Origin of the sequence: Klebsiella sp. Q2 (assembly GCF_009900705.1) — a bacterium.
In the GTDB taxonomy this organism is placed as follows: domain Bacteria; phylum Pseudomonadota; class Gammaproteobacteria; order Enterobacterales; family Enterobacteriaceae; genus Klebsiella; species Klebsiella quasipneumoniae.
Genome location: NZ_JAAABE010000006.1, coordinates 260,307 through 285,904, shown reverse-complemented (window position 1 = coordinate 285,904; position 25,598 = coordinate 260,307). Strand labels below are relative to the sequence as shown.

Below are 25,598 nucleotides of genomic sequence, written 5' to 3'. Positions count from 1 at the left end.
GTGAGCTATGCAACCAACAATGATGACCTATATCAGCGAAGAGCCGGCCTGTCTGGCGCAGATCCTGCGCGACTACCGGCAAAAGCTGGCGGCGATTGAGACCTTTGCCCGCCAGCACCCGGTACGCCGAATTTTGCTGCTGGCGACCGGATCGTCGCTGAACGCTGCGTTGTGCGCGCGCTATTTCTTTGAACAACGCTTCGGCGTGCTGGTTGACATTAAAGAGCCGTACAACTTTACCCATTACGAAGCTATCGACCCGCATACCGATCTGGTGGTGGCGATTTCACAGAGCGGAAAAAGCGCGTCGACGCTGGAGGCGATGCGTAAGGTACAGTCCTCAGGACTGCCGGTATTTGCCCTGACCTCCGACCCGCAAAGCCCGACCGGGCGCGCCTGCGATGGCGTGCTGGATATCAATACCGGGATCGAGAGCGTAGGGTTTGTCACCCGCGGCTTTAGCGCGACGGTGCTCAATTTGCTGCTGATAGCGCTGATGATTGCCCGCAGCCAGGGGAAGGCCAGCGAAGCCGAGGAGCAGCACTATCTTGCCGAATTCCAGCGGCTGGCGGCGGCGATCCCGGAGGTTATCGCCCGCACTTCGCGCTTTATCGATCGGCATAGCGAAACGCTGCGGCGCGGCGAGCGCTTTGTCGCCACCGGCTATGGCGCGCTGGTTGGCGTGGCGAAAGAGTTCGAAACCAAATTTACCGAGACGGTGCGCGTGCCTTCCAGCGGCTTTGAGCTGGAAGCCTATATGCACGGCCCCTATCTGGAAGCCAATGCCCGCCATGTGATGCTGTTTATTGAAGATACGCCGGACGGGCGAACCCGGGCGCTGCGCGACTATATGGCGCCGTCCATTGCCCGGGCCTTTACCCTGACGCTGGGCGACGAAGAGGATGAACAAACGCTGGCGCTTAACTGCCCGTGCGAGCATCACCTGGCGCCGCTGCTGATGATTGTCCCAGTGCAGATGCTCGCCTGGCATACCGCCGGGCTAAAAGGCATCGATCTGGCGATACGTATTTTCGACGATTTTGACCGCGTATTAAAAAGTAAAATCTGATTATTCAGGAGAAAACTATGTTGGGTTTTAATCAGGACGAGTACCTGACCAGTGCTCGCGAGATCATTGCTGCGCGTAAACAGGCTGAAACCGTGGCCGACGCTATTTATGACAGCGGCTGCAGCGCATTATTTTTTGCCTCGGTTGGCGGTTCCCTTGCCCCGATGATGGCTATTAATGAGTTTGCCAAAGAATTAACCAGCGTGCCGGTTTATCTTGAGCAGGCGGCGGAATTAATTCATCGCGGGCATAAAAAATTAAATAAAGAGGCGGTTGTTGTCACGCTCTCTAAATCCGGCGATACCAAAGAGTCGGTGGCCATTGCTGAATGGTGCAAGGCGCAGGGGATACGCGTGGTAGCCATTACCCGTCATGCCGATTCGCCATTGGCTGCCGCCGCCAGCTGGCATATTCCGATGTGCCACAAGAACGGCGTGGAATATGAATATATGCTGCTGTACTGGTTATTCTTCCGCGTCATTTATCGTCACGGCGAGTTTGCTGAATATGCGCGTTTTGCCAGCCAGCTGGAATTGCTGCCGGAAAATCTGCTAGAGGCCAAGCGCCAGTTCGATCCTCAGGCGGACAGCATTGCCGCGCAATACCATGACAGCGACTATATGATGTGGATTGGCGGCGCGGAAATGTGGGGTGAGGTCTACCTGTTCTCGATGTGTATTCTCGAAGAGATGCAGTGGAAGCGGACGAAGTCGGTAAGCTCGGCTGAATTTTTCCACGGCACCCTGGAGCTGCTGGAAAAAGAGGTCCCGTTGTTTCTGGTGAAGGGCGAGGGGAAATGCCGGGCGCTGGACGAGCGCGTCGAACGCTTTGCCGAAAAGATAACTGACCATCTGGTGGTGATCGACCCACGCGACTATCCGCTGAACGGCATTGATGATGCGTTCCGCTGGATTATGGCGCCGTGCGTGGTGTCCACTCTGCTGGTGGACCGGCTGGCGGCCCACTTTGAGCACCATACCGGCCACGACCTGAATATCCGCCGTTATTACCGGCAGTTTGATTACTAAATCTTGCCCATGGCGGCCAGTCAGACTGGCCGCTCCGCTATTCTCCGAGGCGCTTCCCAGAAAATCATCGTCAAATCCAGCCGGGTAAAAACCGGTGGTAGAGTCCGGCTTTCCTTCTCTTTCAGGCAAGCGGATGGCCATGAAAAAACGGATGACCTCAACGCCGCATGATGCGGTCTTTAAACGATTTCTTCGCCACCCGGAGACAGCGAATGATTTCCTCATGCTCTATCTTCCCGAAGCGATCCGCCAGCGGTGCGATTTCGCTACCCTGAGGCTGCAATCGGCGAGTTTTATCGATGAGGATCTGCGCGCCTGGTATTCGGACGTGCTGTGGTCGGTGCGGACCACCTGCGGGGCGGGATATATTTACGTGGTGATAGAGCATCAGAGCTCGCCGGACAACCATATGGCTTTTCGTCTGATGCGCTATGCGATTGCCGCGATGCAGCGACACCTCGACGCCGGGCACAAAACGCTGCCGCTGGTGGTGCCGATGCTGTTTTATCACGGCGCAACCAGTCCGTATCCTTTTTCCCTCAACTGGCTGGATGAATTTGCCGACCCGCAGCTGGCGAAGAGGCTGTACGGCAGTCAGTTTCCATTGATCGACGTCACGGTCATGCCGGACGATGAAATCGTGCAGCATCGGCGGGTCGCCCTGCTGGAGCTGATGCAAAAGCATATTCGCCAGCGCGATCTCAGCGACATAACGGAGTCGTTGGCGGCCGTGGTGATGCTGGGATACACTAGCCCCCGGCAGTTGAGAATGCTGTTTCACTATATGCTGCAGTACGGTAACACGGCCGAGCCGGGCGTGTTTCTCCGCCGGCTGGCCCGCCGTCTGCCACAGTATGAGGAGACATTGATGTCTATCGCGCAAAAGCTTAAGCAGGAAGGTCGACAGGAAGGTCGGCAGGAAGGGCGCCTGGAAGGGCGCCTTGAGGGCTTACAGGAAGGGAGCCGGCGTGAGGCGCTGCGCATTGCCGGCAGCATGTTACAGAATGGCCTCGACAAAGAGACGGTACAGAAGATTACCGGACTGTCGGCTGACGAGCTCAAGCCGCTGTATTGCTAACACCCTGCCACCCAAACCGTTGCCCGGCGCCAAAACCCGCCGGGCAAGGTGGCTTTAACCTTCGCTTTTCACCACTTTGATCTCCACCATACCGATCCCCAGCTGACGCGGGGAGTGGCCGAGGATATTGCCCTCGTTGGTGGACTGCGGGTCCGGCGGAGTGATGGTCAGCGTGTTGCTGCGCGTCGGGTTGTCGAAATGCAGCGTCGTGGTGGTCACATCATTGACCAGAGTAAGCACTTGCTCACTTTGACCAACCCGCACCGGGATCGGCTTATTGGCATTGGGACCGTAGGCTTTGGCGGTGATCACCAGATCAAATTTCTCCGGCAGCGGCTCTTTATATTCAATCTTCACGTCGCTGCCCAGCTGGGCATTGGACCACCGACCCCAGGACTCGGGGCGCGAAATGCCGCTAAACTGTTTCACCTCTTCCGGCGCGCCGGCAACGTTAAACACGAAGCTGTCGGCCTTATAGCGAATATCGTTGTCGACAACTTTCAGCGTATCGACGTTGCCCTTATAGCGCTCCATATCGATAAGGGTGTCCCTGAAGGCGGTCTTGCCTTTCCACTGTGGCTTATCAACGTGCTGAACCTTCTGCTCACCCCCGAGCTGGCCCTGCGAGACGCACCAGTCGGTGGAGAGCGCCAGCTCAGGAGACCACAGCTGGCCCATTTTATAGCAGCGATCGACCCACACGAAATTATCCCGCGGTGCGAAATCGGCCAGCTGGAAGCGCAGCGGCGCCGAGTATTCGCTCTCCGGCAGCGGTTCAACGCGCTGATCCGACACCCGGAGCAGCAGCGGCAGACGGAAATGGCTGCCGGAGAAGGCGATCATGTTCTTCTGCGAGTCGATGGTGAAGTTTTTAATCTCTTTCGGGAAGTTCCACAGGCGGATCACGTCGGGTTTCCAGGCCAGGATCTTCTCTTTCATATTGATGAAAATACCGGAGAGCGACTGGCCAGAGAGACTGCTGCGCCCGAGGCCGATATAGTTATCGCCACCGAGAATATCCAGCACCGTCGCACCGTTATCCATGGTGTTGCGTTTCACTGCCAGGGTCTCCTGCTGCGGCCGATCGCCGCGCAGGACAAAGAATAAATTGCTGCGATCGTGCTTGTTGAGGTAATCCCAGGCGCTGTTCTTCATGGCCAGGTGGTCGGAAGAGACCACGATGACCGTGTTTTTGAAATAGGGAGAGGCTTTGATCTTCTCGATTAGCGCGGCGATATGTTCCTGGCTGCAGCTAACGGCGCTGAAGGAGAGGTTTTTCTTGCCGTCCACGTCATAGCGTTTACGCTCGCAGGTGCGCGAAATAAAGCCGTCGGGATGGTGGGTGTCCACCGTCAGGGCGAACAGCGAAAAGCGTTTTCCGGACTGCGACAGCTCTTCGAATTTTTTCCACGTCTCCTCAAGTACCGTGTCGTCATAGAAGCCCCAGTCGTTGCGGTAGGCGGGATCCGCTACCGTGGTTTTGAGCTCTTCCGCCCCGAACAGGTGATCGAAGCCGTGGGACTTGAGAAAGACGTCTTTGCCAGCAAAGCGCAGGTTAGCTCCCTGCACAAAATAGTTTTCGTAACCGGAGTTTTTCAGGATATCGCCAAGGCAGATATTCTGCGGAAAGAAGCTGGATACGGAGGCCGAAGCGTTGCCTTCAAACGGCGCAAACAGCGGAATGCCGCACTGTGACGCGACCATGCCGGCGATGGTGTAATCGGTCCCCGGCAGCTGCATGGTATTGCTGAAATCAATGCCCTCATCTTTAATTCTGCCAAGCTCAGGGGTGAGGTTGGGGAACGCATCGTTATCAAAATAGGTGCGCTCAAGGCTTTCGCCATAGATATAGACCAGATTCAGCTGCGGATTGTCGATACGCTTCGACGGTTCTTTGTAGTACGCGGCAAAGTCCGGGTCTCCTTCCCGTGATTGCGATTTCACCAGCTCGCTGATTTGATGGAAGGCCGGGCTGGCGTCGACCGAGGCCAGCGCCAGCAGCAGCGCCGCCAGGCTGTAGCCGACGTGATGAGGATGATGCCGACGGCGGCGCAGCACCCACCCCAGGGCGCCAAAAACGGCAACCAGCGCGACGGCCACGCCGACGCCCGGCAGAATGTATTTGCCGATCCCGGCGCCGGTCAGGCTGTTGGTCAGAGTGTAGAGTACCGCGTCGTTGATGCCGTCGCCGGTAAAGTAGTCGCTGGCGTAGAGGGTGATATTCAGCACCACGAACAGGCCTAACACCGTGAGCGTGGCGGCAAACCACCAGGTGTTACGACCCGCTTTCCAGGCATAAAGCGCCACCGAAGCTAAAAATAAGGCGATGGATAACAACTCTGACACAGCTCATCCTCATTAACGCCAGTTATCGGCTGGCAGAACAGATTACTTTTCAAGCCACACTGTAATTGCAGCGCCATCTTGCTGCAATTCTAGCGTCATGAAAGTGTGCAGTTATTCAGAATTGGTTTAGAAGTTGCTTTTTTTGATCGGCGTCGCAGCCGGCGTGGCGGGGAAGCGCAAGGAGAAAAAGGAGAAAAAAGCCGTTTCAGGCCGCGCTGCCGTCGCGAAGGCGACAAACGCGGCATTAGCAGTACGTATCAGGAGAGGAAGTTAACGCCCTGTTTTAAGACCAGATCGCAGGCTTTGGTTTTCACCTGTTTCGCCAGCGAGCTGTTGCCAAGCGTATTCAGGTCCAGCTGCTGGCCGTTATTACTGTTGAGCAACCCCTGCAGGCCATCGAGATAGTTGGTGTCTTGTTTCTGTTTTTCCGGCGTGCTGAGTCCTAGTTTATCCAGCACCTGGTTTTTGACGTTATCGGCGCTGGTCACGGAGGCCAGCTTCTGTTGCGCGCAATATGACAAGATCCCGGCCGCATTATTCATGCTGCTGGCGGTCAGCGACTGGCTGCTGCCACTGAGCAGGCTGGTTAGCGAGGAGACGGACATGCCGCCGCTGCCAGCCTGGGTGCTGCCGCCGCTGAGCTGGCTGGCGGCGCTGTTGAGAGAATCCTGCCAGGAGGCAGCGTGGGCCCCGGAGAGGGTAAATGCGCTGAGGGTAAGCGCGGCAAGTAAGCCATTTTTTAACGATTTCATAGACGGACTCATAAGCGTGACTGAAGAATCACTTTAGTATAACGCCGCCGTTGTCCGGAAATCTCTTAATACTCCTTGCCGGTGACGCGGTGCCGGTAACTTTCCCAGTTGAAGATAACCCACAGGCTGTTGCCCAGGCGCATACGGTCCATCACCCGTTCGCCGAGCAGCTTATTCATCTCTTCCATATTACTGTTGGTTAGCATACCGGTAGGCCGTTTGGAGGAAGAGCGGCGGTCAACTATCTGATTGATAATGACCTTTTCATAGCGAGACTCCGTCTGCATACCAATTTCATCAATCACCAGAAGATCGACCTTGCTGAGATCGCTCAGTAATTGCTCTTCGCTCGTCTCCCGATTGCCGAAGGTATCTTTCATGGCTGACATAATATCAGCCACGGTGATAATTAAGACCGATTTCCCGCGCAGCAGCAGTTCGTTGCAGATAGCAGCCGCGAGGTGGTTTTTACCGGTGCCCGGTTTGCCGGAGAAGATAAAGCTGGCGATATTGCCATCAAACTCCTCCACGTACTGACGCGCCCGGGCGAGGGCGTTCATCTGCCCCTCGCACTCGACGCGATAGTTATCAAAGGAGCAGTTCTGATGCAGCGGGCGGATCCCCGAGCGGTTAAAGGTGCGCTGCATTTTCATCGCGCGGTTCTGCCGCTCCAGCGCTTCGGAACGCAGCTTGCCTTGCTCTTTTTGCCAGGCCAGCAGCTCTTCGCCGGTTTTAAACGCCGGTTCGATATGAGCCGGCATCATTTTCTGCAGGCGCTTCATCAGATCGCCAACGTTTTTCATGCTCATCCTCGGAAACCTCGCGGAATATGACTGTCGGGTTCGCTCACGCTGTTCACATCGCGCTTCGGCTGCCCGCCGTTGCTGGCGCGGCTGATTTGCACGCTGCGAGCCAGTTTCTGCTGCCACTGCACGTGGTGAAACACTTTACCTTCCGCTTGCCAGTAAGCGACGAAAGCGGCCAGCTCTTCCGGGGTGACCGGCTGGCTCAGGGCGATGCCCCACAGCGCGGCCAGACGCTGAAAGTCGGCGTCCGGCTGCCAGGCCGCATACATGGCAAATTTGCCCATCGGCACCGCAACGGGCGCCGCCGCGGGCTCGTCGAAAAACTGCGGGTCAAGCGCGATGTCGCTGCCGGGGCGCGCCAGCCTGGCTTCCAGTTCCAGCAGCTGCGCCAGCCGGTCTGGGGTCAGCGCATAGAACGCCGGGGCGTTGTTGGCAAAAACGGCGACAGTGCCGTCAGTCGATTTCGCCAGCAGCGCCGCGTGCTGCTGGAGGAACTCTTCCAGGCCGCTAAAATGGGAGGTTAAAATTCGCGAAGACATAACTCTATCTCAACTCTGAACTGCAAAGAGTGGGGTGATCTGCACATAGTAGCACAGAGCCCGTCGCGGAAGGAGCGTCGCGGCTTTACCGCGACGCCGGGATTAGACGCGAGGGCGCTTACGATACAGCCACAGACCGGGTATCGACAGGCCGATGGAGAGGGCGCCCACGATTGAAGAGGCCTTTAAAAAATTGCTCAGCAGCAAAATCATCATCTCTTCAGAATAGCCAAAATGACTGATTTTTACCGCGGAGATCATCGCAGTGTAAGCGGAAATACCGGGAAACATCGGGATCACGGCGGCAACGGTAAAAATCTTCGGATGCGCCAGATACCAGCGCGACCACTGGATGCCGATGCAACCCACCAGCAGGGCGGCGAGAAACGTGGCCCATTCAATGTTAAAACCGGCGCTCATCATGACCATGCGCGAACCGTGGCCGATGGCCCCCAGCAGCGCGCACCAGCGCAGGGCGCGCTGCGGGACATTAAAGACCATCGCAAACCCGACGGCAGGGATCGCCGCCAGCAGCATGTCTTCCGCCAGCGCGAAAATAAACGAAATTATGCCCATCCCCGCAGCCCCCATACGGTCATTGCCATCACTACGCCAATGCAGGTGGCAAGGGTTAACAGGCTGGCGATCGCCCAGCGGGCGAGGCCGGTATTAATATGCCCTTTAAACATATCGGCGACGGCGTTGATCAGCGGAAAGCCCGGGACCAGCAGCAGGACGCTGGCGGCCATGGCGATGGTCGGGGTGCTGGCAAAGGTAGGGAGGCGCAGCAGCAGCCCGGAGATCGTGGTGGCCACAAAGGCGGTGATGCAGAAGTTGATCTGCGGATGCATGGAACGGTGGGTCAGCACCTGGCGAATGTACATGGCCACCGTGCTGGCGCAGAAGCTGACCAGCGCTCCATCCCAGCCGCCGTTATTCAGTTTACAGAAACAAGCGCAGGAGAGGCCCACCATGATCACCAGCAACCAGCGGGGATAGCGCAGGGGCCTAATCTGCGCGAAGCGCTTCTCGACGTCGCGATAATCCAGCAGCTTATGCTCGGCGAGGATCACGATATGCTGCACTTCCGTCACCACATGCATATTAATGCCGCGGTCGACATTTTTACGCGTGGAGGTAAGACATTCGCCATTCTTAATGGTGGTCAGGACGATAGCGTTGGAGGAGATGGCGCTTTCGACGCTGTCCATCCCCAGCGCCAGCCCGAGACGCGTTGAAAGCTCTTCCACCAACGCGCTTTCGGCGCCGTGCTGTAACAAAAAAAGACCACACTGGATGCATAATCGTGTGATTGCCCGCTGCTGTGCCCGATCAACCTGCATATTTCCTCTGCTGTCCGCGACGCCTGGTATCTGCCGATACTTTAACCTGAAGCGCCTGGGCGGCTGAGGGGGGTGGGATCAAATAATGTGCAAAAATTTCCCGCCCGCCGGAGGGGCAGAATTTGAAGCTTCCCACACTTTTGCCAGTTTGGTGAAAAGTGCAATTTTTGTCGCCATTCATCCCTTCTTTTTCCCGTCTGACTTATCAAAAATGCAGGAAAGCACTTTTATTAAACAAAAAATATACAAATAATTAACCCTGCAAAAGTGAGACAATCCTATGAAAACACAGGTCGCGATTATTGGCGCTGGCCCTTCCGGACTGCTGCTGGGGCAGCTCCTGCACAACGCCGGCATCCACACGGTCATTCTTGAGCGTCAAACGCCGCAGTATGTGCTGGGGCGCATCCGCGCGGGAATTCTGGAAAGCGGTACCGTCGATCTGCTTCGCGAAGCGGGCGTGGCGCAGCGAATGGACGTCGAAGGCCTGGTGCATCATGGGGTGGAGTTTCTCTTTGACGGCCAGCGGGTGCCCGTCTCACTGAGCGAGCTGACCGACGGCAAGAGCGTGATGGTTTACGGCCAGACTGAAGTGACCCGCGACCTGATGGCTGCCCGGGCCGCCAGCGACGCGCCGATCGTGTACGGCGTGAGCGAAGTGACTATCCATGACGCGAAAAGCGACCGGCCGACGATCACCTATCTTAGCGAAGGTGAATTCTGCCGCCTGGAGTGTGACTTTATCGCCGGTTGCGACGGGTTCCATGGCGTGTCGCGGCAAAGTATTCCCGCTGACATCCTCAAAACTTACGAGAGCGTCTGGCCGTTCGGCTGGTTAGGCCTGTTGGCGGATACGCCGCCGGTCAATCCGGAGCTGATCTATGCGCATCATCAGCGGGGATTCGTTTTATGTAGTCAGCGCTCACTTACTCGCAGCCGCTACTATTTGCAGGTTCCGCTGAGCGATAAAGTGGAAGACTGGTCGGACGAACGCTTCTGGCAGGAGTTGAAATGCCGATTGCCGGCGGATCTGTCATCAAAGTTAGTGACTGGTCACTCACTTGAGAAAAGCATCGCTCCCTTGCGCAGCTTCGTCGTAGAGCCGATGCAATATGGGCGATTGTTTCTGGTGGGGGATGCCGCGCATATCGTACCGCCGACCGGCGCTAAAGGGTTGAACCTGGCGGCATCGGACGTGAACTATCTGTGGCGGATCCTTCGCGAATACTACCATCATGGCCGGAGCGATCTGCTCGCGACCTATTCGCGACTAGCGCTGGATCGGGTCTGGAAAGGGGAACGCTTTAGCTGGTTCATGACCCGCCTGCTGCACGATTTCCCGCAGCAGAGCGAATTCGACGCCAAAATGCAGGCGGCCGATCGCCGCTACTATCTGGGCTCGCGCGCCGGGCTGACCACCATCGCGGAAAACTACGTGGGCCTGCCCATGGAGCGCGTCGTCTGACTGAACAGGAGTAACTATGTCGCCCGTCCAAACTGTTCCGGTATTTAAGCTCTATGGCGAGGAGCGCGGCTGGCCGACGCCGGACCTGCTGCACTGCGAATCGATTTTGCAGCGCAGCAGCCTGTATCAGTGGCATATTCGCGTCCACCAGCACGCCGAAATGGTCCAGCTCCTCTATCTGCACAAAGGTCGGGCGGAGATCGAAATTGAAGGCACCACTGCGGTGATGACGGAATCCTGCATCCAGGTGGTGCCCGCCCTCTGCATTCATGGCTTTCATTTTTCACCCGGGACGCACGGATTTGTGCTCTCCCTGGCGCTGCCGCTGCTGAGCCGCTTTGAAAATCAGTTCGGCCGGCCGCTGGATGTGCTTAGCGTAGCGCAGTGTCTGCCGGTGGGGCGTTCCCGGGGGCGTATGCATACGCTGTTTTCAGCGCTTCGCGAGGAGTACAGTGCCGATCATGACGCACGGGAAATGATGCTTTATTCGCTGCTGGGGACGCTGCTGGTCTGGCTGAACCGGCAGTGCCGCCCCGCACCGCCCGCGGAAGACAAAGCGGAGCGAAAGCGCAGTATGATGCGTCATTTTTCCCGGCTTATTGAGAGCCACTACCGGCAGCATCTCCCGCTGGCGGAGTATGCGAAGTTGATTGGGCTGTCGGTCACGCATTTAAACTATTTATGTCGCGAGTTCTATGGCTGTAGCGCTCTCGGGGTACTGCATCAGCGACTGATGCTTGAGGCGCGGCGTAACCTGCAGTACACTCGCATGACGGTAACGCAACTCTCTGATTATTTGGGTTTTAGCGACGCCGCCTATTTTTCTCGCTTTTTCCGCCGCTACAGTGGCATGTCGCCTAAAGCATTTAGAGAAGCAATTAAAGAGAATGCTTCATAATTTTCAAGCCTGAAATTATTTTTGCTAAATAATAGTTTTATCTTTTCTAATTTATTAGCGCAGAGGCGTCTGTGCTAATATTCATCGCAAGTATACACAGGAATAATATTTACACGGTATGACCACGGTTCGGTCATTCAGTATATCGTGTACGCGGGCCATGAATATGTTTTTAATATTCATCCAGTAAATGGTATGGCGATCGAGTCACTCGCCGAACGTTTACGGGCAAGCGAAGGAACTTCGACAGGAAGCGGAGGTGTTATGTTACCAGGACAAGGTAAGTTTGGCGTCGTTATTAGTAAAATCCCCGTCATGCAGTCAGGGTTAAAGGTGATCTTCAATGAGAACCTCCCGGATTACGAACTCAGTTTTTGTCGCTCTCATGATGAGCTCACCCTTTTACAACTGCGGCGGGCGGTGCTGGTCGTTGCGGATATCTCCGGCGAGATTGCGCAACCCCGGGCCGTCTGCGAGCGTTATTACTCCCTCATGACCCAGTATCGTGATATTCACTGGGTTTTTATGGTCAGCGACAGCCTCTATCCATTAGCCGTTGAGCTATTAATTCGTCCCGAAAGCTCGCTCATCTCCGAGAGCGAGCCGGTAAACCGGCTGATTGAGGTGATTTGTGCCGGTAGCCGTGCGGCTGAGCAGATTAGCCGTACGCTGTTTACCGGGAATGAGGACAGCGATTTCGCAAGCTACCACTCTGCGGCGATGCTGACCCTGTCAGAGCGAAAAGTTCTGCGCCTTCTGGCGAAGGGATGGGGAATTAACCAGATCGCCGCGCTGTTGAAAAAGAGCAATAAGACGATCAGCGCGCAGAAAAATAGCGCAATGCGTCGCTTATCGCTACGCAGCAACGCTGAAATGTATGCCTGGATCAACAGCGCGCAGGGAATGCAAGAGCTGAATATCAATTCAGCTTACGGGGAGCAAATGGAATGGAAAAAAATAGCACAACCCGTCATGTCGCCATCGTAGAAAAATGTGTGATGACGGAAATGGCCTGGCGCTATATCTTTAGCCGTGAAGATAACAGCCAATACCGCATTCATTTTTTTAAAAATATCAATTTGCTCAGGGCGGTGGAAGCGTCGTTCCCATGGTCAGCAATGATCTTTTCACTTTCAGGGAGTCGTTCGTCCAGAGCCGAGAGCCTGCTTTTTCTTCACGAGATGGCGAGGATCCGACCGGAAGTCCAAACGATTATTCTGGCTAATAATGAAAGCGAAATGCGCCTGATCGGCCATTTAATGCCGTCCTGCCTGCACGGTATATTAAATAAATCTGCGCCGCGACGCGGGTTGCAGGAGCATTTGTTACAGCTGCTGGATAATCATTCCCTCACCGGCAAAGAGCATTTTTGCGGCAGAGAGGCATGCAACGATCCGCTAAGTCCGACGGAGCACGCTATTCTTCGGTATATGTCGTGGGGATATTCGCTTTCGGAAATTGCGGTGCAGCTGAACCGGAACATTAAAACCATCCGCGCGCATAAGTTCAACGCCATGACCAAGCTCGGGGTTCGCTCTGACATTGGTTTATTAAACGCGGCGGATATCTTGCTGCATTTACCGATAAACGGCCCGACCAGCGCCGTTAAACAGGTGGCATAACGCGGCTATATGCATACGTCTACCCATGTTGCGTCGGTGAGCTGCGCCATTCGTTCTGGTTCGATGCGAACGGCGCTGTGAATAGCCCCCGCTGCGGGTAGTACCTCCTGATAGTGCCTGAGCGAGACGTCACAGAAGACGTCCAGCGGATTTTCCAGACCAAACGGGCACACGCCGCCGACCGGATGGCCGGTCCAGGTCACCACCTCATCGCTGCTCAACATACGCGCTTTTGCGCCAAAGGTTTCTTTCAGCTTTTTATTATCCAGCCGCGCATCGCCCCTGGCGACGATCAGTACAATTTTATCTTTGATCTTGAGCGACAGCGTTTTGGCTATTTGTCCCGGCTCAACGTTGTGCGCGGCAGCGGCGAGCGCCACGGTGGCGGTACTCTGGTTTAACTCAATAATTTCGATATCGGGGGCGTGTTCGGCAAAGAACTGCCGTACAGACTGCAGACTCATTGGATTCTCCTGATTTAAGCCTGGTTAAATCTGTCACAAGCCTGGCGGAGTGTAAATATCGGCGCGGACAATCCAGATTCTTTCTATTTTGTCGATCTCCTTCACATTCACCGTAACCGGTTACTGTAACCGGTTGCGGTTATCTGCATTGAGATGAATACTGGAACAGTCACTTCTCCTTTTATTTATAACAAAAGAGCCGTGTATGAATCGTTGTGTTATGAGCAGTATAGCCGGTGATCCACCCGCGGCCTGCTGCATCAAAAAGCGGTCATCGTAACGGCAGGGTAATCGTTGTTGGGCCAGTATCAATAGCCTGTCAGGAGGGCTACTATGTCTGCTAACCATGCTGCGTTTAATTTGATATTTCGCTTTGTAGAAAATTACATAAGCCCCATAGCAGGGCGGATCTCATCGCAGTGTCACGTCATGGCTATCCGTGACGGTTTTATCTCCGCCATGCCGTTTATGATCGTCGGATCGTTTCTGCTGGTGTTTGCTTATCCTCCTTTTTCCCCGGATACCACCTGGGGTTTCGCCCGCGCCTGGCTGGATCTGGCAAAAGAGTTCGAGGGGCGCATTCTGACCCCCTTTGATATGACAATGGGGATCATGTCGATCTACATCTGCGCGGCAATCTCTTACAACCTCGGTAAGCACTACGAGAAATCCAATCAGCTCGATCCCTTTATGTGCGCGATGCTGTCGATCATGGCCTTTTTACTGATTGCCGCGCCGAAGACGAATGGCACGCTGCCGGTGGATAGCCTCGGCGGAACAGGGATCTTTACCGCCATTCTGGTGGCGATCTACTGTGTGGAGATGATGCGTTTTCTCAAGGCACATAACATCGGTATCCGTCTGCCGGATCAGGTCCCTCCGATGATCAAAAATTCCTTTGATCTGTTGATCCCGGTGCTGGTGGTTGTGCTAACGCTCTATCCGCTGAGCCTGTTTATTCAACACCATTTTGACATGCTGATCCCGCAGGCCATTATGGCGATTTTCAAACCGCTGGTTTCGGCGGCCGATTCCCTGCCGGCGATCCTGTTGGCGGTTCTCATCGGCCACCTGCTGTGGTTTGCCGGGATCCACGGTGCGGCGATCGTTTCCGGGATGCTGCAGATGTTCTGGCTGACCAACCTCGGTATGAACCAGCAGGCGCTGGCCCAGGGCGCACCTCTGCCGCATATCTTTATGGAGGCGTTCTGGACCTTCTTTATCGTGGTCGGAGGTTCTGGTGCCACCATGGGGCTGGTGTTCTGCTATCTGCGCAGTCGTTCAGCGCATTTGCGCTCCATTGGTCGTTTGAGCGTGGTGCCAAGCCTGTTTAACATTAACGAGCCGGTCATCTTTGGGACGCCTATTGTCATGAATCCGGTGTTCTTTATTCCGTTCCTGCTGGCGCCGATGGTGAATGCGGTGCTGGCCTGGGCGGCAATGAAGCTGGATCTGATCGGCCGCGTCATCTCCGTGGTGCCGTGGACGGCGCCGGCGCCGATTGGCGGTGCCTGGGCGCTGGGCTGGGATTTCCGGGCGGCAATTCTGGTCATCGTTCTGGCCTGCGTGTCGGCGATTATCTACTTCCCGTTCTTTAAGGTGTATGAGAAACAGCTGCTTGCTCAGGAAGCGGAAGAGGCCGAACGGGCGGAACAGGAGAGTCAGCAGACCGCATAAATAGTGACCGGGCGGCCACAGGCTGCCCGTAGCTTATTGGGAACAGGGCGTTATTTTAACGTGCAGTCGCCGCACTGTTGGACGTCCGGCAGGCGATAGCGCTGACAGCAGGTGCGTCGGACTAACTGCCCTTCACGCAGCACGACCGTTCGCCATAGTGGGTTATCCTGACCATCGGCGAGTTGTTTTTCAAAGAAACAGTGCTGGCGCAGGGCGGCAAGCTGCTCATCCCCCAGCAGCGCGCGCATTTCCCCAAGATACCAGTTAATCAGATAGCCTGTATTGCTCCAGATAAGCTTGCCAATGATTTCGCCCGTCGCTTCCAGCGCCTCAATAACCGGCTGCAGGGTGCGCGTCACCAGGGCATCCATCCGCGACAGCGGTGACAGTCTCTCGATGCCTGCATCACTATGGACATCAATCCAGAAACAGGCCGCCCGGCCGCTTTCGTGAAATTCGACGTGGAAATGTTCCGGCGCCAGGCTGAGACCCTGTGGTTCATTGAGCAACGCCAGCATCAGCGGCGGCACCAGCAGACCGATATACCATTGCGCCCAGAGCGAGAGCAGAGGTTTCTGTTCCCGTGTCAGCGTTGGCTGATGACGATAGATATGATCGGAATAAGTGGCCAACAGGGAGCGTAAGGCGGTGGGTTGCGACCACTCGGCGAGCGTCAACGCGTGACCGGGAGCGGATTCATCCAGGCGCAGGAAATCGAGCAGATGGGGGCGCAGGGTGGCGATTTTTTCCCGAATACTCTCCGCCAGGGCGCGCTCAGCCGTCGGCAAAGGGGCCCGCCAGATAAGTTCATCGCTGAGAGGAAGGGAACGCCAGGCCATTCGATTTCCAGATACAAATCTAAATGATAATGATTCCTGATATTAGTTGTTTGCAGGCGGCATGGCAAGAATTTTGTCGGCGCCACGATGCCGCAGCGCGCGCGGGTTAACTGGCCAAAATAATGTTGCGGCCTTTATTTTTAGCTTCATAGAGTGCGCCATCGGCTCGCGCCAGCGCTTGCTCAATATTGTCATCAATGAGCGGCGTCAGACCAATACTGATGGTCACGTTGGTGGCGACGCTCTCATTAAACATATGCGGGATTTTCAGGTCATAGACCCGCTGTCGAATTCGTTCGGCAGCCTGCCAGGCCGTTTCTTCGCTGCTATTGGTCAGCAGCACCATAAACTCCTCTCCACCAAAGCGGGCGACAATATCGCGCGAGCGTACGGCGTTACGAATGGCAGCAGAGACGCGAATGAGCGCCTGATCGCCCATCATATGACCGTAGTGATCGTTATAGGCTTTGAAATGATCGATATCGAGGAGCAGCACGAAGTGGTTATCGCCGTCCAGCGCCAGCAGGGTATCGAGGCGATTCTGCAGTCCGCGGCGATTATACAAACCGGTCAGGGGATCCAGCATACTGAGATCGTTGAGGGTGTTGCGTTCCTGCATCAGTTTATCCATCAATCCTTGTGTAAAGGCATCGCTGCGCTTCTGGATAATATTTTGCAGGGTAATACCGGCAATAGGCAGCATAAAACAGTAAGTCATGCGCAACCATTGTTCTCCCTCCGCCATTATCAGGCAGGCAAGGAAAGTCGGTAAAGAGTGGAGGGTAAAGGCAGTGATATTATTGGAAAAAGCGATGGTGCCGATAAACAGAATGCTTAATAGGGCGATCACCAGATAGTTAAAATGCGGCGGTGTCAATAGCATCGCCTTTGTCACTACGTGCCATGCCCATAGCATGCCAAATAACAACGAGATAGCGGAAATATTTATTTTCGATTGCGGCCATTTCCAGTGCCAGAGTAGCAGCAACCCGCTGCAGGCCACGATCAGGGCGCAGGGCAGCGTGAAACGAACTACTGTAAATAGGGGGGTGACCAGCGACAGAGAGGAAGAAATGAAATTAAGCAGTAAAAAAAGCCGTAAGGAATATTGATATTTTTGTGCGTAATGTGCTCGCCAGGTTTGTGCAGTCATATCGGAAGAATCATTATTAGTCGTTAAATTTCAAAATGATGAAAGCCAAAAATGAAGAGTCTGATAACAATGTGCAAAAAAAGGTTATTTGCAAAATAAGAAAAATATTTAATATATATCGATAATCCGCTTAATTTATCACCTTCATGAATGTATGTCATTACCGCGAACGTAAAGAATAAGGCACAGAGCACTTTGCAAATGACAAATGATAAAAATTATCATATGATATTGGTTATCATTATCGTTGTGAGAGGTAAAACCATGCTGCTGCGAGCATTAGGAAGCGGTTGGGCAGTCGTCGTTCCCGGCGCGCTGATTGTCGCTCTCGGGTATGCCGGGGTGTCGGCTGACGTATGGCGGACGCTGGTCGCGGTGGGCATGCTGATGTCCGCGGTGATGATATGGCATCGTCAACTGCGCCATTTTATCCTGCTGCCATCGTGCGTTGCATTGATTGGTGGGATAATGCTGATGATGGTGGATATCAAGCTGAGAGGATAACGTCGGGAGAGGGAAGAATATTGGTGCGAGGGGGGGGACTTGAACCCCCACGTCCGTAAGGACACTAACACCTGAAGCTAGCGCGTCTACCAATTCCGCCACCTTCGCACAGTATTCTTTCTTTGGATATTGCCTCGTTGGTGCGAGGGGGGGGACTTGAACCCCCACGTCCGTAAGGACACTAACACCTGAAGCTAGCGCGTCTACCAATTCCGCCACCTTCGCCCAGTGCGAGCAATATCTTCGTGGATTATGGTGCGAGGGGGGGGACTTGAACCCCCACGTCCGTAAGGACACTAACACCTGAAGCTAGCGCGTCTACCAATTCCGCCACCTTCGCATACCATCGACACTATGAAAGTATCGTTACCACGGAGGCGCATTCTAGTGGTTTTCGGCGACACGTCAATAGTTAATTATGCAGGTTGTATCGATTGCTGCAAAAATGGGCGGATTTGCCCGCGGGAAGCGCCAGCGGCACCAGGAGCGGGCCGCCGGCGTGAAAAGACGATTATTTTTTCGCCTGACGGGTCATGATGGTGCGATAGACCTTAAAACGTCCGGTCTGGGCGATCACCTCATGGAAGCCGAACGTCTCATCCAGCACCTGCGGATACGGCAGGAAGGCGTTGGCGACAATGCGCAGCTCGCCGCCGCTGTTGAGATGGCGAACCGCGCCGCGGATCAGCGCCTGGGCGGCTTCGAGGCTGGTCTGCAGGCCGTCATGGAATGGCGGGTTGGAGATGATCATGTCGAAGCGACCATTGACCTCGGAGAAGACGTTGCTGGCAAACACATCGCCAGCCAGGCCGTTAGCGGCAAGCGTCGCGCGGCTGGCTTCAACCGCCGGGGCGCTGACGTCGCACAGGGTGAGGCGCACTTTCGGCGAATGGCTGGCCAGCGCGGCGGCCAGCACACCCGCGCCGCAGCCGACGTCCAGCACTTTCCCTTTGGTATGCGGCTCGAGGGTGGAGAGCAGCAGCTGGCTGCCGACGTCCAGACCGTCGCGGCTGAAGACGCCCGGTAGGGTTTTAATCGTCAGATTATCCAGTGTGTATTCGCCCCAGAAAGCTTCGGCGTCGAAGGCGGGCTGCTTTTCCAGACGGCCATGATAGAGGCCACAGCGGCGAGCGCTATCCACTTTGTTTAATGGCGCGTATTCAGCCAGCATCTGCTCCGCGCTGCGGACGCCGCTGCGGTTTTCACCGACGACGAAAATGTCGCTTCCCACCGGCAGCAGAGAGAGCAGGTTCATCAGCTGGAACTGCGCCTCTGGTTTGTTCTTTGGCCAGTAGTAGATCAGGGTGTCGCACTCGGCGACGTCAGCCGCCTCAGCCACTAAGCTAAAACGGACGGTGTCACCCATCTGGCGGCTGAGGACCTGCCAGTGGTGGAACTGCTGGGTGTGGGCGCGGCTGGCCGCGGTATCCAGACGCGCAGGCAGGTCATCCTGCAGGTCACCGGCAAACAGAACGCGGGCGGACTCGAAATCATCACTGTGGCGCAGCAAGACTTCACTTGCCGGGGTAAAAGCGGACATGAAACACTCCTTCATTAAGACTGGCGCCGATTATAGTAGTTTGTTGGCGCAGATACGACGGATTTGCTATATTGCGCGCTTGTTTAACAGGAGTGTTTCGCTATGACATCCCGACGAGACTGGCAACTACAGCAGCTGGGCATTACCCAGTGGTCGCTGCGCCGACCGGGGGCGTTACAGGGCGAAATCGCTATCTCGCTTCCTGAACATATTCGTTTGGTGATGGTGGCGGAAACCCCGCCGTCGCTGACAGAGCCGCTGATTGGCGACGTATTGCGCGCGCTGGCCGTAACGCCAGATCAGGTCCTGCAGCTGACCCCGGAGCGGGTGGCGATGCTGCCGCAGGACAGCCGCTGTAACAGCTGGCGGTTGGGCACAGAGGCGTCGCTGCCGCTGGCGGGCGCCCAGGTGTCCACCCCCGCTTTTGATGAACTCCAGACCAGCGCGCCGGCTCGCAGGGCGCTCTGGCAACAAATCTGCGCACATGAACACGATTTCTACCCTCAGCACGGCTGATTTAACCCGAGCCTGGCAAATCGAAACCCGCGCCCACGCTTTCCCGTGGAGCGAACAGACCCTGGCCAGTAACCAGGGGGAACGCTATCGCAACTATCAGCTGTCGGTGGATGGCGAAATGGCGGCTTTCGCCATTACGCAAGTGGTGCTGGATGAGGCGACGCTGTTCAATATCGCTGTCGATCCCGCTTACCAGCGCCGTGGCCTGGGGCGAGCGCTGCTGGAACATGTCATTGATGAAGTCGAAAAGCTCGGCGTCGTCACGCTATGGCTGGAGGTGCGCGCCTCCAACGTTGCCGCCCTCGCGCTGTATGAAAGCTTAGGCTTCAATGAAGCGACGATTCGCCGCAACTACTACCCGACGGCCGACGGGCGCGAAGACGCCATTGTTATGGCTCTGCCAATCAGTATGTAAGACAAGGTGATACGATGAAATGGGACTGGATTTTCTTTGATGCCGATGAAACGCTGTTTACGTTTGATTCTTTCAGCGGCTTACAGCGGATGTTTCTCGACTACAGCGTGACCTTTACCGCCGAAGATTTTCAGGACTATCAGGCCGTGAATAAGCCGCTATGGGTGGATTACCAAAACGGCGCCATCACCTCGCTGCAGCTGCAGCACCAGCGTTTTGACAACTGGGCGCAACGTTTGAATGTGCCGCCGGGGGAGCTCAACGACGCGTTTATGAATGCGATGGCGGAAATCTGTGCGCCGCTGCCGGGTGCGGTCTCTCTGCTCAACGCGCTGCAGGGCAAGGTCAAAATGGGCATCATCACCAACGGCTTTACCTCGCTGCAGCAGACTCGTCTGGAGCGGACCGGTTTACGCGATCACTTTGATTTGCTAATTATTTCTGAAGAAGTGGGCGTCGCTAAACCGGACGCGCGCATTTTCGATTACGCGCTGGCGAAGGCGGGTAACCCACCGCGCTCGCGGGTGCTGATGGTCGGCGATACCGCCGAGTCGGATATTCGCGGCGGCGTGAACGCCGGACTGGCGACCTGCTGGCTCAATGCGCATCAGCGCGAGCTGCCGGCGGACCTCGAGCCGGACTGGACGGTGACCTCGTTAAGCGAACTGGAGCAGCTCCTGTGTAAACACTGATTGCCTCCCCCCCGTTGATGGGTAAAATAGCCGCAATTTTTCGTATTCCACATGCGTGGCCCATGGCCGCGTTTACTTAGAAGATTAATTATGACGTTGTCTCCTTATCTGCAAGAGGTGGCCAAACGCCGCACTTTTGCCATTATCTCTCACCCGGATGCCGGTAAGACCACCATCACCGAAAAGGTGCTGCTGTTCGGACAGGCGATTCAGACCGCCGGTACCGTAAAAGGCCGTGGCTCCAGCCAGCACGCGAAATCCGACTGGATGGAGATGGAAAAGCAGCGTGGTATCTCGATCACCACCTCGGTAATGCAGTTCCCGTATCATGACTGCCTGGTGAACCTGCTGGATACCCCGGGGCACGAAGACTTCTCCGAAGATACCTACCGTACCCTGACGGCGGTGGACTGCTGCCTGATGGTGATTGACGCGGCAAAAGGCGTCGAAGATCGGACCCGTAAGCTGATGGAAGTCACCCGTCTGCGCGATACGCCGATCCTCACTTTTATGAACAAACTCGACCGTGATATCCGCGATCCGATGGAGCTGCTGGATGAAGTCGAGAACGAGCTGAAAATTGGCTGCGCGCCGATTACCTGGCCTATCGGCTGCGGTAAGTTGTTCAAGGGCGTCTATCATCTCTACAAAGATGAAACCTACCTGTATCAGACCGGTAAAGGCCATACCATTCAGGAAGTGCGCATCGTGAAGGGGCTCAACAACCCGGATCTTGACGCGGCGGTGGGGGAAGATCTCGCGCAGCAGCTGCGTGACGAGCTGGAGCTGGTGCAGGGCGCGTCGAACGAGTTCGATAAAGATCTGTTCCTGGCCGGGGAAATCACCCCAGTGTTCTTCGGGACCGCATTAGGTAACTTCGGCGTTGACCATATGCTGGATGGCCTGGTGGAGTGGGCGCCGGCGCCGATGCCGCGTAACACCGACACCCGTGAAGTCAACGCCACGGAAGAGAAGTTCACTGGCTTCGTGTTTAAAATTCAGGCCAATATGGACCCGAAACACCGCGACCGCGTGGCTTTCATGCGCGTGGTGTCCGGTAAATATGAGAAAGGCATGAAGCTGCGTCAGGTGCGCATCGGTAAAGACGTGGTGATCTCCGACGCGCTGACCTTTATGGCCGGCGACCGTTCACACGTCGAGGAAGCCTATCCTGGGGATATTATCGGCCTGCATAACCACGGCACCATTCAGATTGGCGATACCTTCACCCAGGGCGAGATGATGAAGTTCACCGGTATTCCGAACTTCGCACCGGAACTGTTCCGTCGTATTCGCCTGAAGGATCCGCTGAAGCAGAAACAGCTGCTGAAAGGGCTGGTTCAGCTCTCTGAAGAGGGCGCGGTGCAGGTCTTCCGTCCGATCGCCAATAACGATCTGATCGTCGGCGCCGTGGGGGTGCTGCAGTTTGACGTCGTCGTGGCGCGCCTGAAAAGCGAATACAACGTGGAAGCGATTTACGAATCGGTCAACGTGGCCACCGCGCGCTGGGTTGAATCCACTGACGTGAAGAAATTCGAAGAGTTCAAGCGCAAAAACGAAGTTCAGCTGGCACTGGATGGCGGCGATAACCTGACCTACATCGCTCCGACGATGGTCAACCTGAACCTGACGCAGGAGCGTTATCCTGACGTGGTGTTCCGCAAAACGCGCGAGCACTAATCCCTGACGAAGCGCGGCGCAGGCCGCGCTTTTTTCTTCTTCTGCCCGCGCTTCCTTCCTTCTGGAAAGTTCTTAAAACGCCGCTAATTCGTCTGTTTTTTATCCATATCCTCCGCAACCCCTTCGCCTGTCTACTATATTTAATTCGTGTTTTTAAAAATGCTGGCGTAATTCACTGCGATAAGACGCCAGCGCTGGTGAAAAAACGAGGACATCACGATGACCAGACTAAAGAATGCCAATATGTTGCTGGCGCTCTTCTTAGGCTTAGCCGCGTTGAACGCCTCGGCAGAGACGGAAAAAACAACGGTAGACAGTGCGAAGTCAGCTGCCAGCAATGCGGGAGAGGCGGTAGACAATTCGATTAATAAAGTCGGCGATTTTATGGACGACAGCACCATTACCGCGCGGGTAAAGGCGGCGCTGATCGACCATAAGGATATTAACTCCGGCAATATTTCGGTGAAAACGGAAAACAAAGTGGTCACCCTCAGCGGCGACGTCACCAGTGCTGAACAGAAAAGTCAGGCGCTGAGCGTGGCAAAAGCGGTCGAAGGCGTCTCTCAGGTTAACGACAAACTGACGGTGCAGCACAAATCGTCGAGCGAGACGGCGACGCTGAAAGGCTATGCCGGGGATACCGCTATTACCAGCGAAGTGAAAGCCAAGCTGCTGGCGGATGACATTGTCCCTTCGCGCAATGTGAAAGTAGAAACTAACGCCGGCGCCGTGCATCTGACCGGTACGGTGGCTTCCGCTGCGCAGGCTGAGCGCGCCGCAGAGATTGCGAAAGCGGTCTCCGGTGTGAAAAGCGTCCGCAACGATCTTAGCGTGAAGTAAATCGAGTTATTAACAAAAGTGTTGTCTGGCCAAGGTTGCCGAACGAATAGCAGCATCCACTGAGCGATGAGCTAGACAGAAAGGGTGCGCAAACCGCTGTTCACCGTCCATTATGGTAAGGAGAAAAGTATGTTTCGATGGGGAATTATTTTTCTGGTCATTGCATTAATTGCTGCGGCCCTGGGCTTCGGTGGTCTGGCGGGTACTGCCGCTGGCGCCGCGAAAATCGTCTTTGTCGTCGGGATTATCCTGTTCCTGGTGAGCCTGTTTACTGGACGCAGACGTCCTTAGGTGGCCCGCGATGCGGGCGATGCTGAAGCCTGAGCATTTTTACTGACACGTCGTCTTACACAAAGCCAGTCCTGCGGACTGGCTTTCGCGGTTTAAGCGGCGGGCAAATTGCGTTACCTTGTCAGGAGAAGACCAATCGAACAGGAAAGCAGGGTGGGGCAACGCATTCCCGTCACGCTGGGCAATATCGCCCCGCTGGCGGTTAAACCCTTCCGACCAGGCAAGCTGGCGCTGGTGTGTGAAGGCGGGGGACAGCGAGGGATTTTCACCGCCGGGGTTCTGGACGAATTCATGCGCGCCGGATTTAACCCCTTTGACCTGATGCTGGGGACTTCCGCGGGGGCGCAAAACCTCTCCGCCTACATGTGTAATCAGCAAGGCTATGCCCGCAAAGTCATCACCCGCTACACCACCTCACGCCAGTTTTTCGATCCGATGCGCTTTGTGCGCGGCGGCAACCTTATCGATCTCGACTGGCTGGTCGAGGCCACCTCGCAGCAGATGCCGCTGGCCATGAACTATGCTGAAACGCAGTTCGCGCAGGGAAAAGAGCTGTGGATGTGCGCCTGTCGCGGCGACGATTACTCCGCCAGCTATTTTTCACCAACGCCGCAAACCTGGCTGGATCTGATCCGCGCCTCCAGCGCCATCCCTGGATTTTATCGCAGCGGCGTATTGCTTGACGGCGTCAGCTACCTTGACGGCGGCGTCAGCGATGCGATCCCGGTTCAGGAGGCGGCCCGCCGCGGCGCTCAGACCATCGTGGTGATCCGCACCGTCCCCTCGCAGATGTTTTATACCCCGGAGTGGTTTAAGCGGATGGAGCGCTGGCTGGGGGAGAGCAGCCTGCAGCCGCTGGTCAATCTGGTGCATCACCACGAAACCACCTATCGCGCCATCCAGCAGTTCATCGAGAAACCGCCCGGTAAGCTGCGGATCTTCGAAATCTATCCCCAGCGGCCGCTGCGCAGCATGGCGCTTGGCAGCCGACTGCCGGCGCTGCTGGAGGACTACAAAACCGGACGCCAGTGCGGCCGTTATTTCCTGGCCACTGTGGGTAAACTGCTGGCCGACCGGCCGCCGCTGTTGCGCCACGCGCCGCGTGTTGCCCGGCCCTCGCCGGTGGTGGTGCCGCCGGTGCCGGTGGCCAATGAAGCGCCGCAGGCGACCATCATCGCTGCGCCGCAGGCCAATGACGCAAGCTTTAATCATGAGGATCTGGCGTGACGCACCGTTTTATCGATACCCACTGCCACTTCGATTTTCCCCCCTTCGCGGAAGATGAGGTCGCCAGCCTGGCGCGTGCGGCGCAGGCCGGCGTCGGACGAATTATCGTTCCGGCCATCTCCGCTGAGCGTTTTAGCCGCGTGCTGGCGCTGGCGGCGCAGCACGAGGCGCTGTATGCCGCGCTGGGCCTGCATCCGATTGTCATTGAGCAGCATACCGATGAGGGGCTGGCGCAACTGGAGGCGTCGCTGGCGCAGCGCCCGCCAAAACTGGTGGCGGTGGGGGAGATTGGTCTCGATCTCTATCGCGACGAGCCGCAGTTCGATCGTCAGCAGGCGCTGCTGGAAGCGCAGCTGCGTCTGGCGAAGCGTTACGATCTGCCGGTGATTCTCCACTCCCGACGCACCCACGATAAGCTGGCGATGCTGCTGAAAAAACATGCCCTGCCGCGTACCGGGGTGGTACATGGCTTCGCCGGCAGTCTGCAGCAGGCCGAGCGCTTTGTGCAGCTTGGCTATAAGATCGGCGTTGGCGGCACCATTACCTATCCCCGCGCCAGCAAAACCCGCGAGGTGATGGCGCGTCTGCCGCTTTCAGCCCTGCTGCTGGAGACCGATGCCCCGGATATGCCGCTCAATGGCTTTCAGGGACTGCCCAATCGCCCGGAGCAAGCTGCGCGGGTATTTGAGGCCCTGTGCGAACTGCGCCCTGAGCCTCCGGCAGCTATAGCCGAAGGGATAATGCGCAACACACTCGCCTTGTTTTCCTTACCCTCAGCCACTGTATGGTGATCGAATTCTCATAATTGTCCATC

The 25,598-nt window shown here is 56.1% G+C and carries 28 protein-coding genes and 3 tRNA genes; 17 read left to right on the top strand and 14 right to left on the bottom strand.

Annotated elements, in window-relative coordinates; genetic code table 11:
• Positions 1-7: 7 nt before the first annotated feature.
• The 3 genes from GT756_RS21900 (at position 8) to GT756_RS21890 (ending at position 3,175) form a co-directional block, all read left to right on the top strand.
• The gene (locus tag GT756_RS21900; protein WP_049116130.1) at positions 8-1,069 is read left to right on the top strand and encodes an SIS domain-containing protein; all 1,062 of its coding nucleotides are present in this window, start codon (positions 8-10) and stop codon (positions 1,067-1,069) included.
• 17 nt (positions 1,070-1,086) lie between these two features.
• Positions 1,087-2,097: an SIS domain-containing protein gene (locus GT756_RS21895; RefSeq protein ID WP_004886453.1), complete on the top strand. Its 1,011-nt coding sequence runs from the start codon at positions 1,087-1,089 to the stop codon at positions 2,095-2,097.
• 133 nt (positions 2,098-2,230) lie between these two features.
• A complete protein-coding gene (locus GT756_RS21890; protein ID WP_164538652.1) occupies positions 2,231-3,175 on the top strand; it encodes an Rpn family recombination-promoting nuclease/putative transposase in 945 nt (314 codons plus the stop codon).
• A gap of 54 nt (positions 3,176-3,229) precedes the next feature.
• Here GT756_RS21890 and opgB read toward each other — a convergent pair whose 3' ends face one another.
• The 6 genes from opgB to GT756_RS21860 form a co-directional block, all read right to left on the bottom strand.
• Positions 3,230-5,521, bottom strand: a complete 2,292-nt coding sequence (opgB, locus tag GT756_RS21885; protein WP_017899105.1) for a phosphatidylglycerol--membrane-oligosaccharide glycerophosphotransferase — start codon at positions 5,519-5,521, stop codon at positions 3,230-3,232.
• A gap of 257 nt (positions 5,522-5,778) precedes the next feature.
• Positions 5,779-6,273: a DUF2501 domain-containing protein gene (locus GT756_RS21880; protein ID WP_004886462.1), complete on the bottom strand. Its 495-nt coding sequence runs from the start codon at positions 6,271-6,273 to the stop codon at positions 5,779-5,781.
• Positions 6,274-6,338: 65 nt separating this feature from the next.
• Entirely contained in the window at positions 6,339-7,076 is a 738-nt protein-coding gene (gene dnaC / locus GT756_RS21875; protein WP_160125061.1) for a DNA replication protein DnaC, read from the bottom strand.
• A gap of 2 nt (positions 7,077-7,078) precedes the next feature.
• Positions 7,079-7,618 carry a primosomal protein DnaT gene (gene dnaT / locus GT756_RS21870; protein WP_017899103.1) on the bottom strand — a complete coding sequence of 180 codons (540 nt, stop codon included), beginning with the start codon at positions 7,616-7,618 and terminating at the stop codon, positions 7,079-7,081.
• A 102-nt stretch (positions 7,619-7,720) separates the two neighbouring features.
• The gene (locus tag GT756_RS21865; protein ID WP_004886472.1) at positions 7,721-8,194 is read right to left on the bottom strand and encodes a threonine/serine exporter; all 474 of its coding nucleotides are present in this window, start codon (positions 8,192-8,194) and stop codon (positions 7,721-7,723) included.
• Entirely contained in the window at positions 8,185-8,961 is a 777-nt protein-coding gene (locus GT756_RS21860; RefSeq protein ID WP_017899102.1) for a threonine/serine exporter ThrE family protein, read from the bottom strand. Before GT756_RS21860 ends, GT756_RS21865 begins: the two co-directional genes overlap by 10 nt.
• Positions 8,962-9,241: 280 nt before the next feature.
• Between GT756_RS21860 and pobA the strand changes: the two genes are divergently transcribed.
• From pobA to bglJ, 4 genes are all read left to right on the top strand, one after another.
• Positions 9,242-10,426, top strand: coding sequence for a 4-hydroxybenzoate 3-monooxygenase (gene pobA / locus GT756_RS21855; protein ID WP_004886477.1), 1,185 nt, complete (start codon positions 9,242-9,244; stop codon positions 10,424-10,426).
• Positions 10,427-10,442: 16 nt separating this feature from the next.
• Complete coding sequence (locus GT756_RS21850) at positions 10,443-11,324, top strand: helix-turn-helix domain-containing protein (protein ID WP_023319686.1); 882 nt, start codon at positions 10,443-10,445, stop codon at positions 11,322-11,324.
• A 264-nt stretch (positions 11,325-11,588) separates the two neighbouring features.
• Positions 11,589-12,311: a LuxR C-terminal-related transcriptional regulator gene (locus GT756_RS21845; protein WP_004886484.1), complete on the top strand. Its 723-nt coding sequence runs from the start codon at positions 11,589-11,591 to the stop codon at positions 12,309-12,311.
• Positions 12,272-12,946, top strand: coding sequence for a DNA-binding transcriptional activator BglJ (bglJ, locus tag GT756_RS21840; RefSeq protein ID WP_160125060.1), 675 nt, complete (start codon positions 12,272-12,274; stop codon positions 12,944-12,946). Before GT756_RS21845 ends, bglJ begins: the two co-directional genes overlap by 40 nt.
• Positions 12,947-12,951: 5 nt before the next feature.
• Here bglJ and GT756_RS21835 read toward each other — a convergent pair whose 3' ends face one another.
• On the bottom strand, positions 12,952-13,410 hold the full coding sequence (locus GT756_RS21835) for a YbaK/EbsC family protein (RefSeq protein ID WP_004886490.1): 459 nt from the start codon (positions 13,408-13,410) through the stop codon (positions 12,952-12,954).
• Positions 13,411-13,743: 333 nt separating this feature from the next.
• Between GT756_RS21835 and GT756_RS21830 the strand changes: the two genes are divergently transcribed.
• Positions 13,744-15,087 carry a PTS sugar transporter subunit IIC gene (locus GT756_RS21830; protein WP_159111326.1) on the top strand — a complete coding sequence of 448 codons (1,344 nt, stop codon included), beginning with the start codon at positions 13,744-13,746 and terminating at the stop codon, positions 15,085-15,087.
• Positions 15,088-15,137: 50 nt separating this feature from the next.
• Here GT756_RS21830 and fhuF read toward each other — a convergent pair whose 3' ends face one another.
• From fhuF to GT756_RS26005, 3 genes are all read right to left on the bottom strand, one after another.
• Complete coding sequence (gene fhuF / locus GT756_RS21825) at positions 15,138-15,926, bottom strand: siderophore-iron reductase FhuF (protein WP_160125059.1); 789 nt, start codon at positions 15,924-15,926, stop codon at positions 15,138-15,140.
• A gap of 106 nt (positions 15,927-16,032) precedes the next feature.
• Positions 16,033-17,079 carry a GGDEF domain-containing protein gene (locus GT756_RS21820; RefSeq protein ID WP_004886496.1) on the bottom strand — a complete coding sequence of 349 codons (1,047 nt, stop codon included), beginning with the start codon at positions 17,077-17,079 and terminating at the stop codon, positions 16,033-16,035.
• Positions 17,080-17,102: 23 nt separating this feature from the next.
• The gene (locus tag GT756_RS26005; protein ID WP_072096669.1) at positions 17,103-17,273 is read right to left on the bottom strand and encodes a hypothetical protein; all 171 of its coding nucleotides are present in this window, start codon (positions 17,271-17,273) and stop codon (positions 17,103-17,105) included.
• A 70-nt stretch (positions 17,274-17,343) separates the two neighbouring features.
• On the opposite strand from GT756_RS26005, the gene GT756_RS21815 reads away from it, so the two are divergent.
• Positions 17,344-17,583, top strand: coding sequence for a DUF1435 domain-containing protein (locus GT756_RS21815; RefSeq protein WP_004886500.1), 240 nt, complete (start codon positions 17,344-17,346; stop codon positions 17,581-17,583).
• 21 nt (positions 17,584-17,604) lie between these two features.
• Here the strand turns inward: GT756_RS21815 and GT756_RS21810 are convergent.
• The 4 genes from GT756_RS21810 to rsmC form a co-directional block, all read right to left on the bottom strand.
• Positions 17,605-17,691: transfer RNA gene (locus GT756_RS21810), tRNA-Leu, on the bottom strand.
• Positions 17,692-17,721: 30 nt separating this feature from the next.
• Positions 17,722-17,808, bottom strand: a tRNA-Leu gene (locus GT756_RS21805).
• A gap of 28 nt (positions 17,809-17,836) precedes the next feature.
• Positions 17,837-17,923 (bottom strand) — tRNA-Leu (locus tag GT756_RS21800).
• 171 nt (positions 17,924-18,094) lie between these two features.
• Complete coding sequence (gene rsmC / locus GT756_RS21795) at positions 18,095-19,123, bottom strand: 16S rRNA (guanine(1207)-N(2))-methyltransferase RsmC (RefSeq protein WP_032455519.1); 1,029 nt, start codon at positions 19,121-19,123, stop codon at positions 18,095-18,097.
• A 102-nt stretch (positions 19,124-19,225) separates the two neighbouring features.
• On the opposite strand from rsmC, the gene GT756_RS21790 reads away from it, so the two are divergent.
• From GT756_RS21790 to GT756_RS21755, 8 genes are all read left to right on the top strand, one after another.
• Positions 19,226-19,639 carry a DNA polymerase III subunit psi gene (locus GT756_RS21790; protein WP_004886506.1) on the top strand — a complete coding sequence of 138 codons (414 nt, stop codon included), beginning with the start codon at positions 19,226-19,228 and terminating at the stop codon, positions 19,637-19,639.
• Entirely contained in the window at positions 19,608-20,054 is a 447-nt protein-coding gene (gene rimI, locus GT756_RS21785; protein ID WP_004886508.1) for a ribosomal protein S18-alanine N-acetyltransferase, read from the top strand. The genes GT756_RS21790 and rimI overlap by 32 nt, the downstream gene beginning before the upstream one ends.
• Positions 20,055-20,068: 14 nt before the next feature.
• Positions 20,069-20,746 (top strand): pyrimidine 5'-nucleotidase, encoded by a 678-nt coding sequence (gene yjjG, locus GT756_RS21780; protein ID WP_004886511.1) that lies wholly within the window; start codon positions 20,069-20,071, stop codon positions 20,744-20,746.
• 90 nt (positions 20,747-20,836) lie between these two features.
• Positions 20,837-22,426 carry a peptide chain release factor 3 gene (prfC, locus tag GT756_RS21775; RefSeq protein ID WP_004886513.1) on the top strand — a complete coding sequence of 530 codons (1,590 nt, stop codon included), beginning with the start codon at positions 20,837-20,839 and terminating at the stop codon, positions 22,424-22,426.
• A gap of 219 nt (positions 22,427-22,645) precedes the next feature.
• Entirely contained in the window at positions 22,646-23,266 is a 621-nt protein-coding gene (osmY, locus tag GT756_RS21770; RefSeq protein ID WP_160125058.1) for a molecular chaperone OsmY, read from the top strand.
• Between the two features lie 129 nt (positions 23,267-23,395).
• Positions 23,396-23,557: a DUF1328 domain-containing protein gene (locus GT756_RS21765; RefSeq protein WP_002887716.1), complete on the top strand. Its 162-nt coding sequence runs from the start codon at positions 23,396-23,398 to the stop codon at positions 23,555-23,557.
• 153 nt (positions 23,558-23,710) lie between these two features.
• On the top strand, positions 23,711-24,784 hold the full coding sequence (locus GT756_RS21760; RefSeq protein WP_004886521.1) for a patatin family protein: 1,074 nt from the start codon (positions 23,711-23,713) through the stop codon (positions 24,782-24,784).
• Positions 24,781-25,575, top strand: a complete 795-nt coding sequence (locus GT756_RS21755; protein WP_017901233.1) for a metal-dependent hydrolase — start codon at positions 24,781-24,783, stop codon at positions 25,573-25,575. Before GT756_RS21760 ends, GT756_RS21755 begins: the two co-directional genes overlap by 4 nt.
• The last annotated feature ends 23 nt before the right edge of the window (positions 25,576-25,598 follow it).

What these genes read in the sequence shown, in the direction of transcription:
- GT756_RS21900 (WP_049116130.1), top strand. Translation starts at nt 8, where the DNA reads ATGCAACCAACAATGATGACCTATATCAGCGAAGAGCCGGCCTGTCTG.
- GT756_RS21895 (WP_004886453.1), top strand. Translation starts at nt 1,087, where the DNA reads ATGTTGGGTTTTAATCAGGACGAGTACCTGACCAGTGCTCGCGAGATC.
- GT756_RS21890 (WP_164538652.1), top strand. Translation starts at nt 2,231, where the DNA reads ATGGCCATGAAAAAACGGATGACCTCAACGCCGCATGATGCGGTCTTT.
- GT756_RS21880 (WP_004886462.1), bottom strand. Translation starts at nt 6,273, where the DNA reads ATGAAATCGTTAAAAAATGGCTTACTTGCCGCGCTTACCCTCAGCGCA.
- dnaC (WP_160125061.1), bottom strand. Translation starts at nt 7,076, where the DNA reads ATGAAAAACGTTGGCGATCTGATGAAGCGCCTGCAGAAAATGATGCCG.
- dnaT (WP_017899103.1), bottom strand. Translation starts at nt 7,618, where the DNA reads ATGTCTTCGCGAATTTTAACCTCCCATTTTAGCGGCCTGGAAGAGTTC.
- GT756_RS21865 (WP_004886472.1), bottom strand. Translation starts at nt 8,194, where the DNA reads ATGGGCATAATTTCGTTTATTTTCGCGCTGGCGGAAGACATGCTGCTG.
- GT756_RS21860 (WP_017899102.1), bottom strand. Translation starts at nt 8,961, where the DNA reads ATGCAGGTTGATCGGGCACAGCAGCGGGCAATCACACGATTATGCATC.
- pobA (WP_004886477.1), top strand. Translation starts at nt 9,242, where the DNA reads ATGAAAACACAGGTCGCGATTATTGGCGCTGGCCCTTCCGGACTGCTG.
- GT756_RS21850 (WP_023319686.1), top strand. Translation starts at nt 10,443, where the DNA reads ATGTCGCCCGTCCAAACTGTTCCGGTATTTAAGCTCTATGGCGAGGAG.
- GT756_RS21845 (WP_004886484.1), top strand. Translation starts at nt 11,589, where the DNA reads ATGTTACCAGGACAAGGTAAGTTTGGCGTCGTTATTAGTAAAATCCCC.
- bglJ (WP_160125060.1), top strand. Translation starts at nt 12,272, where the DNA reads ATGGAAAAAAATAGCACAACCCGTCATGTCGCCATCGTAGAAAAATGT.
- GT756_RS21835 (WP_004886490.1), bottom strand. Translation starts at nt 13,410, where the DNA reads ATGAGTCTGCAGTCTGTACGGCAGTTCTTTGCCGAACACGCCCCCGAT.
- GT756_RS21830 (WP_159111326.1), top strand. Translation starts at nt 13,744, where the DNA reads ATGTCTGCTAACCATGCTGCGTTTAATTTGATATTTCGCTTTGTAGAA.
- fhuF (WP_160125059.1), bottom strand. Translation starts at nt 15,926, where the DNA reads ATGGCCTGGCGTTCCCTTCCTCTCAGCGATGAACTTATCTGGCGGGCC.
- GT756_RS21820 (WP_004886496.1), bottom strand. Translation starts at nt 17,079, where the DNA reads ATGACTGCACAAACCTGGCGAGCACATTACGCACAAAAATATCAATAT.
- GT756_RS21815 (WP_004886500.1), top strand. Translation starts at nt 17,344, where the DNA reads ATGCTGCTGCGAGCATTAGGAAGCGGTTGGGCAGTCGTCGTTCCCGGC.
- rsmC (WP_032455519.1), bottom strand. Translation starts at nt 19,123, where the DNA reads ATGTCCGCTTTTACCCCGGCAAGTGAAGTCTTGCTGCGCCACAGTGAT.
- GT756_RS21790 (WP_004886506.1), top strand. Translation starts at nt 19,226, where the DNA reads ATGACATCCCGACGAGACTGGCAACTACAGCAGCTGGGCATTACCCAG.
- rimI (WP_004886508.1), top strand. Translation starts at nt 19,608, where the DNA reads ATGAACACGATTTCTACCCTCAGCACGGCTGATTTAACCCGAGCCTGG.
- yjjG (WP_004886511.1), top strand. Translation starts at nt 20,069, where the DNA reads ATGAAATGGGACTGGATTTTCTTTGATGCCGATGAAACGCTGTTTACG.
- prfC (WP_004886513.1), top strand. Translation starts at nt 20,837, where the DNA reads ATGACGTTGTCTCCTTATCTGCAAGAGGTGGCCAAACGCCGCACTTTT.
- osmY (WP_160125058.1), top strand. Translation starts at nt 22,646, where the DNA reads ATGACCAGACTAAAGAATGCCAATATGTTGCTGGCGCTCTTCTTAGGC.
- GT756_RS21765 (WP_002887716.1), top strand. Translation starts at nt 23,396, where the DNA reads ATGTTTCGATGGGGAATTATTTTTCTGGTCATTGCATTAATTGCTGCG.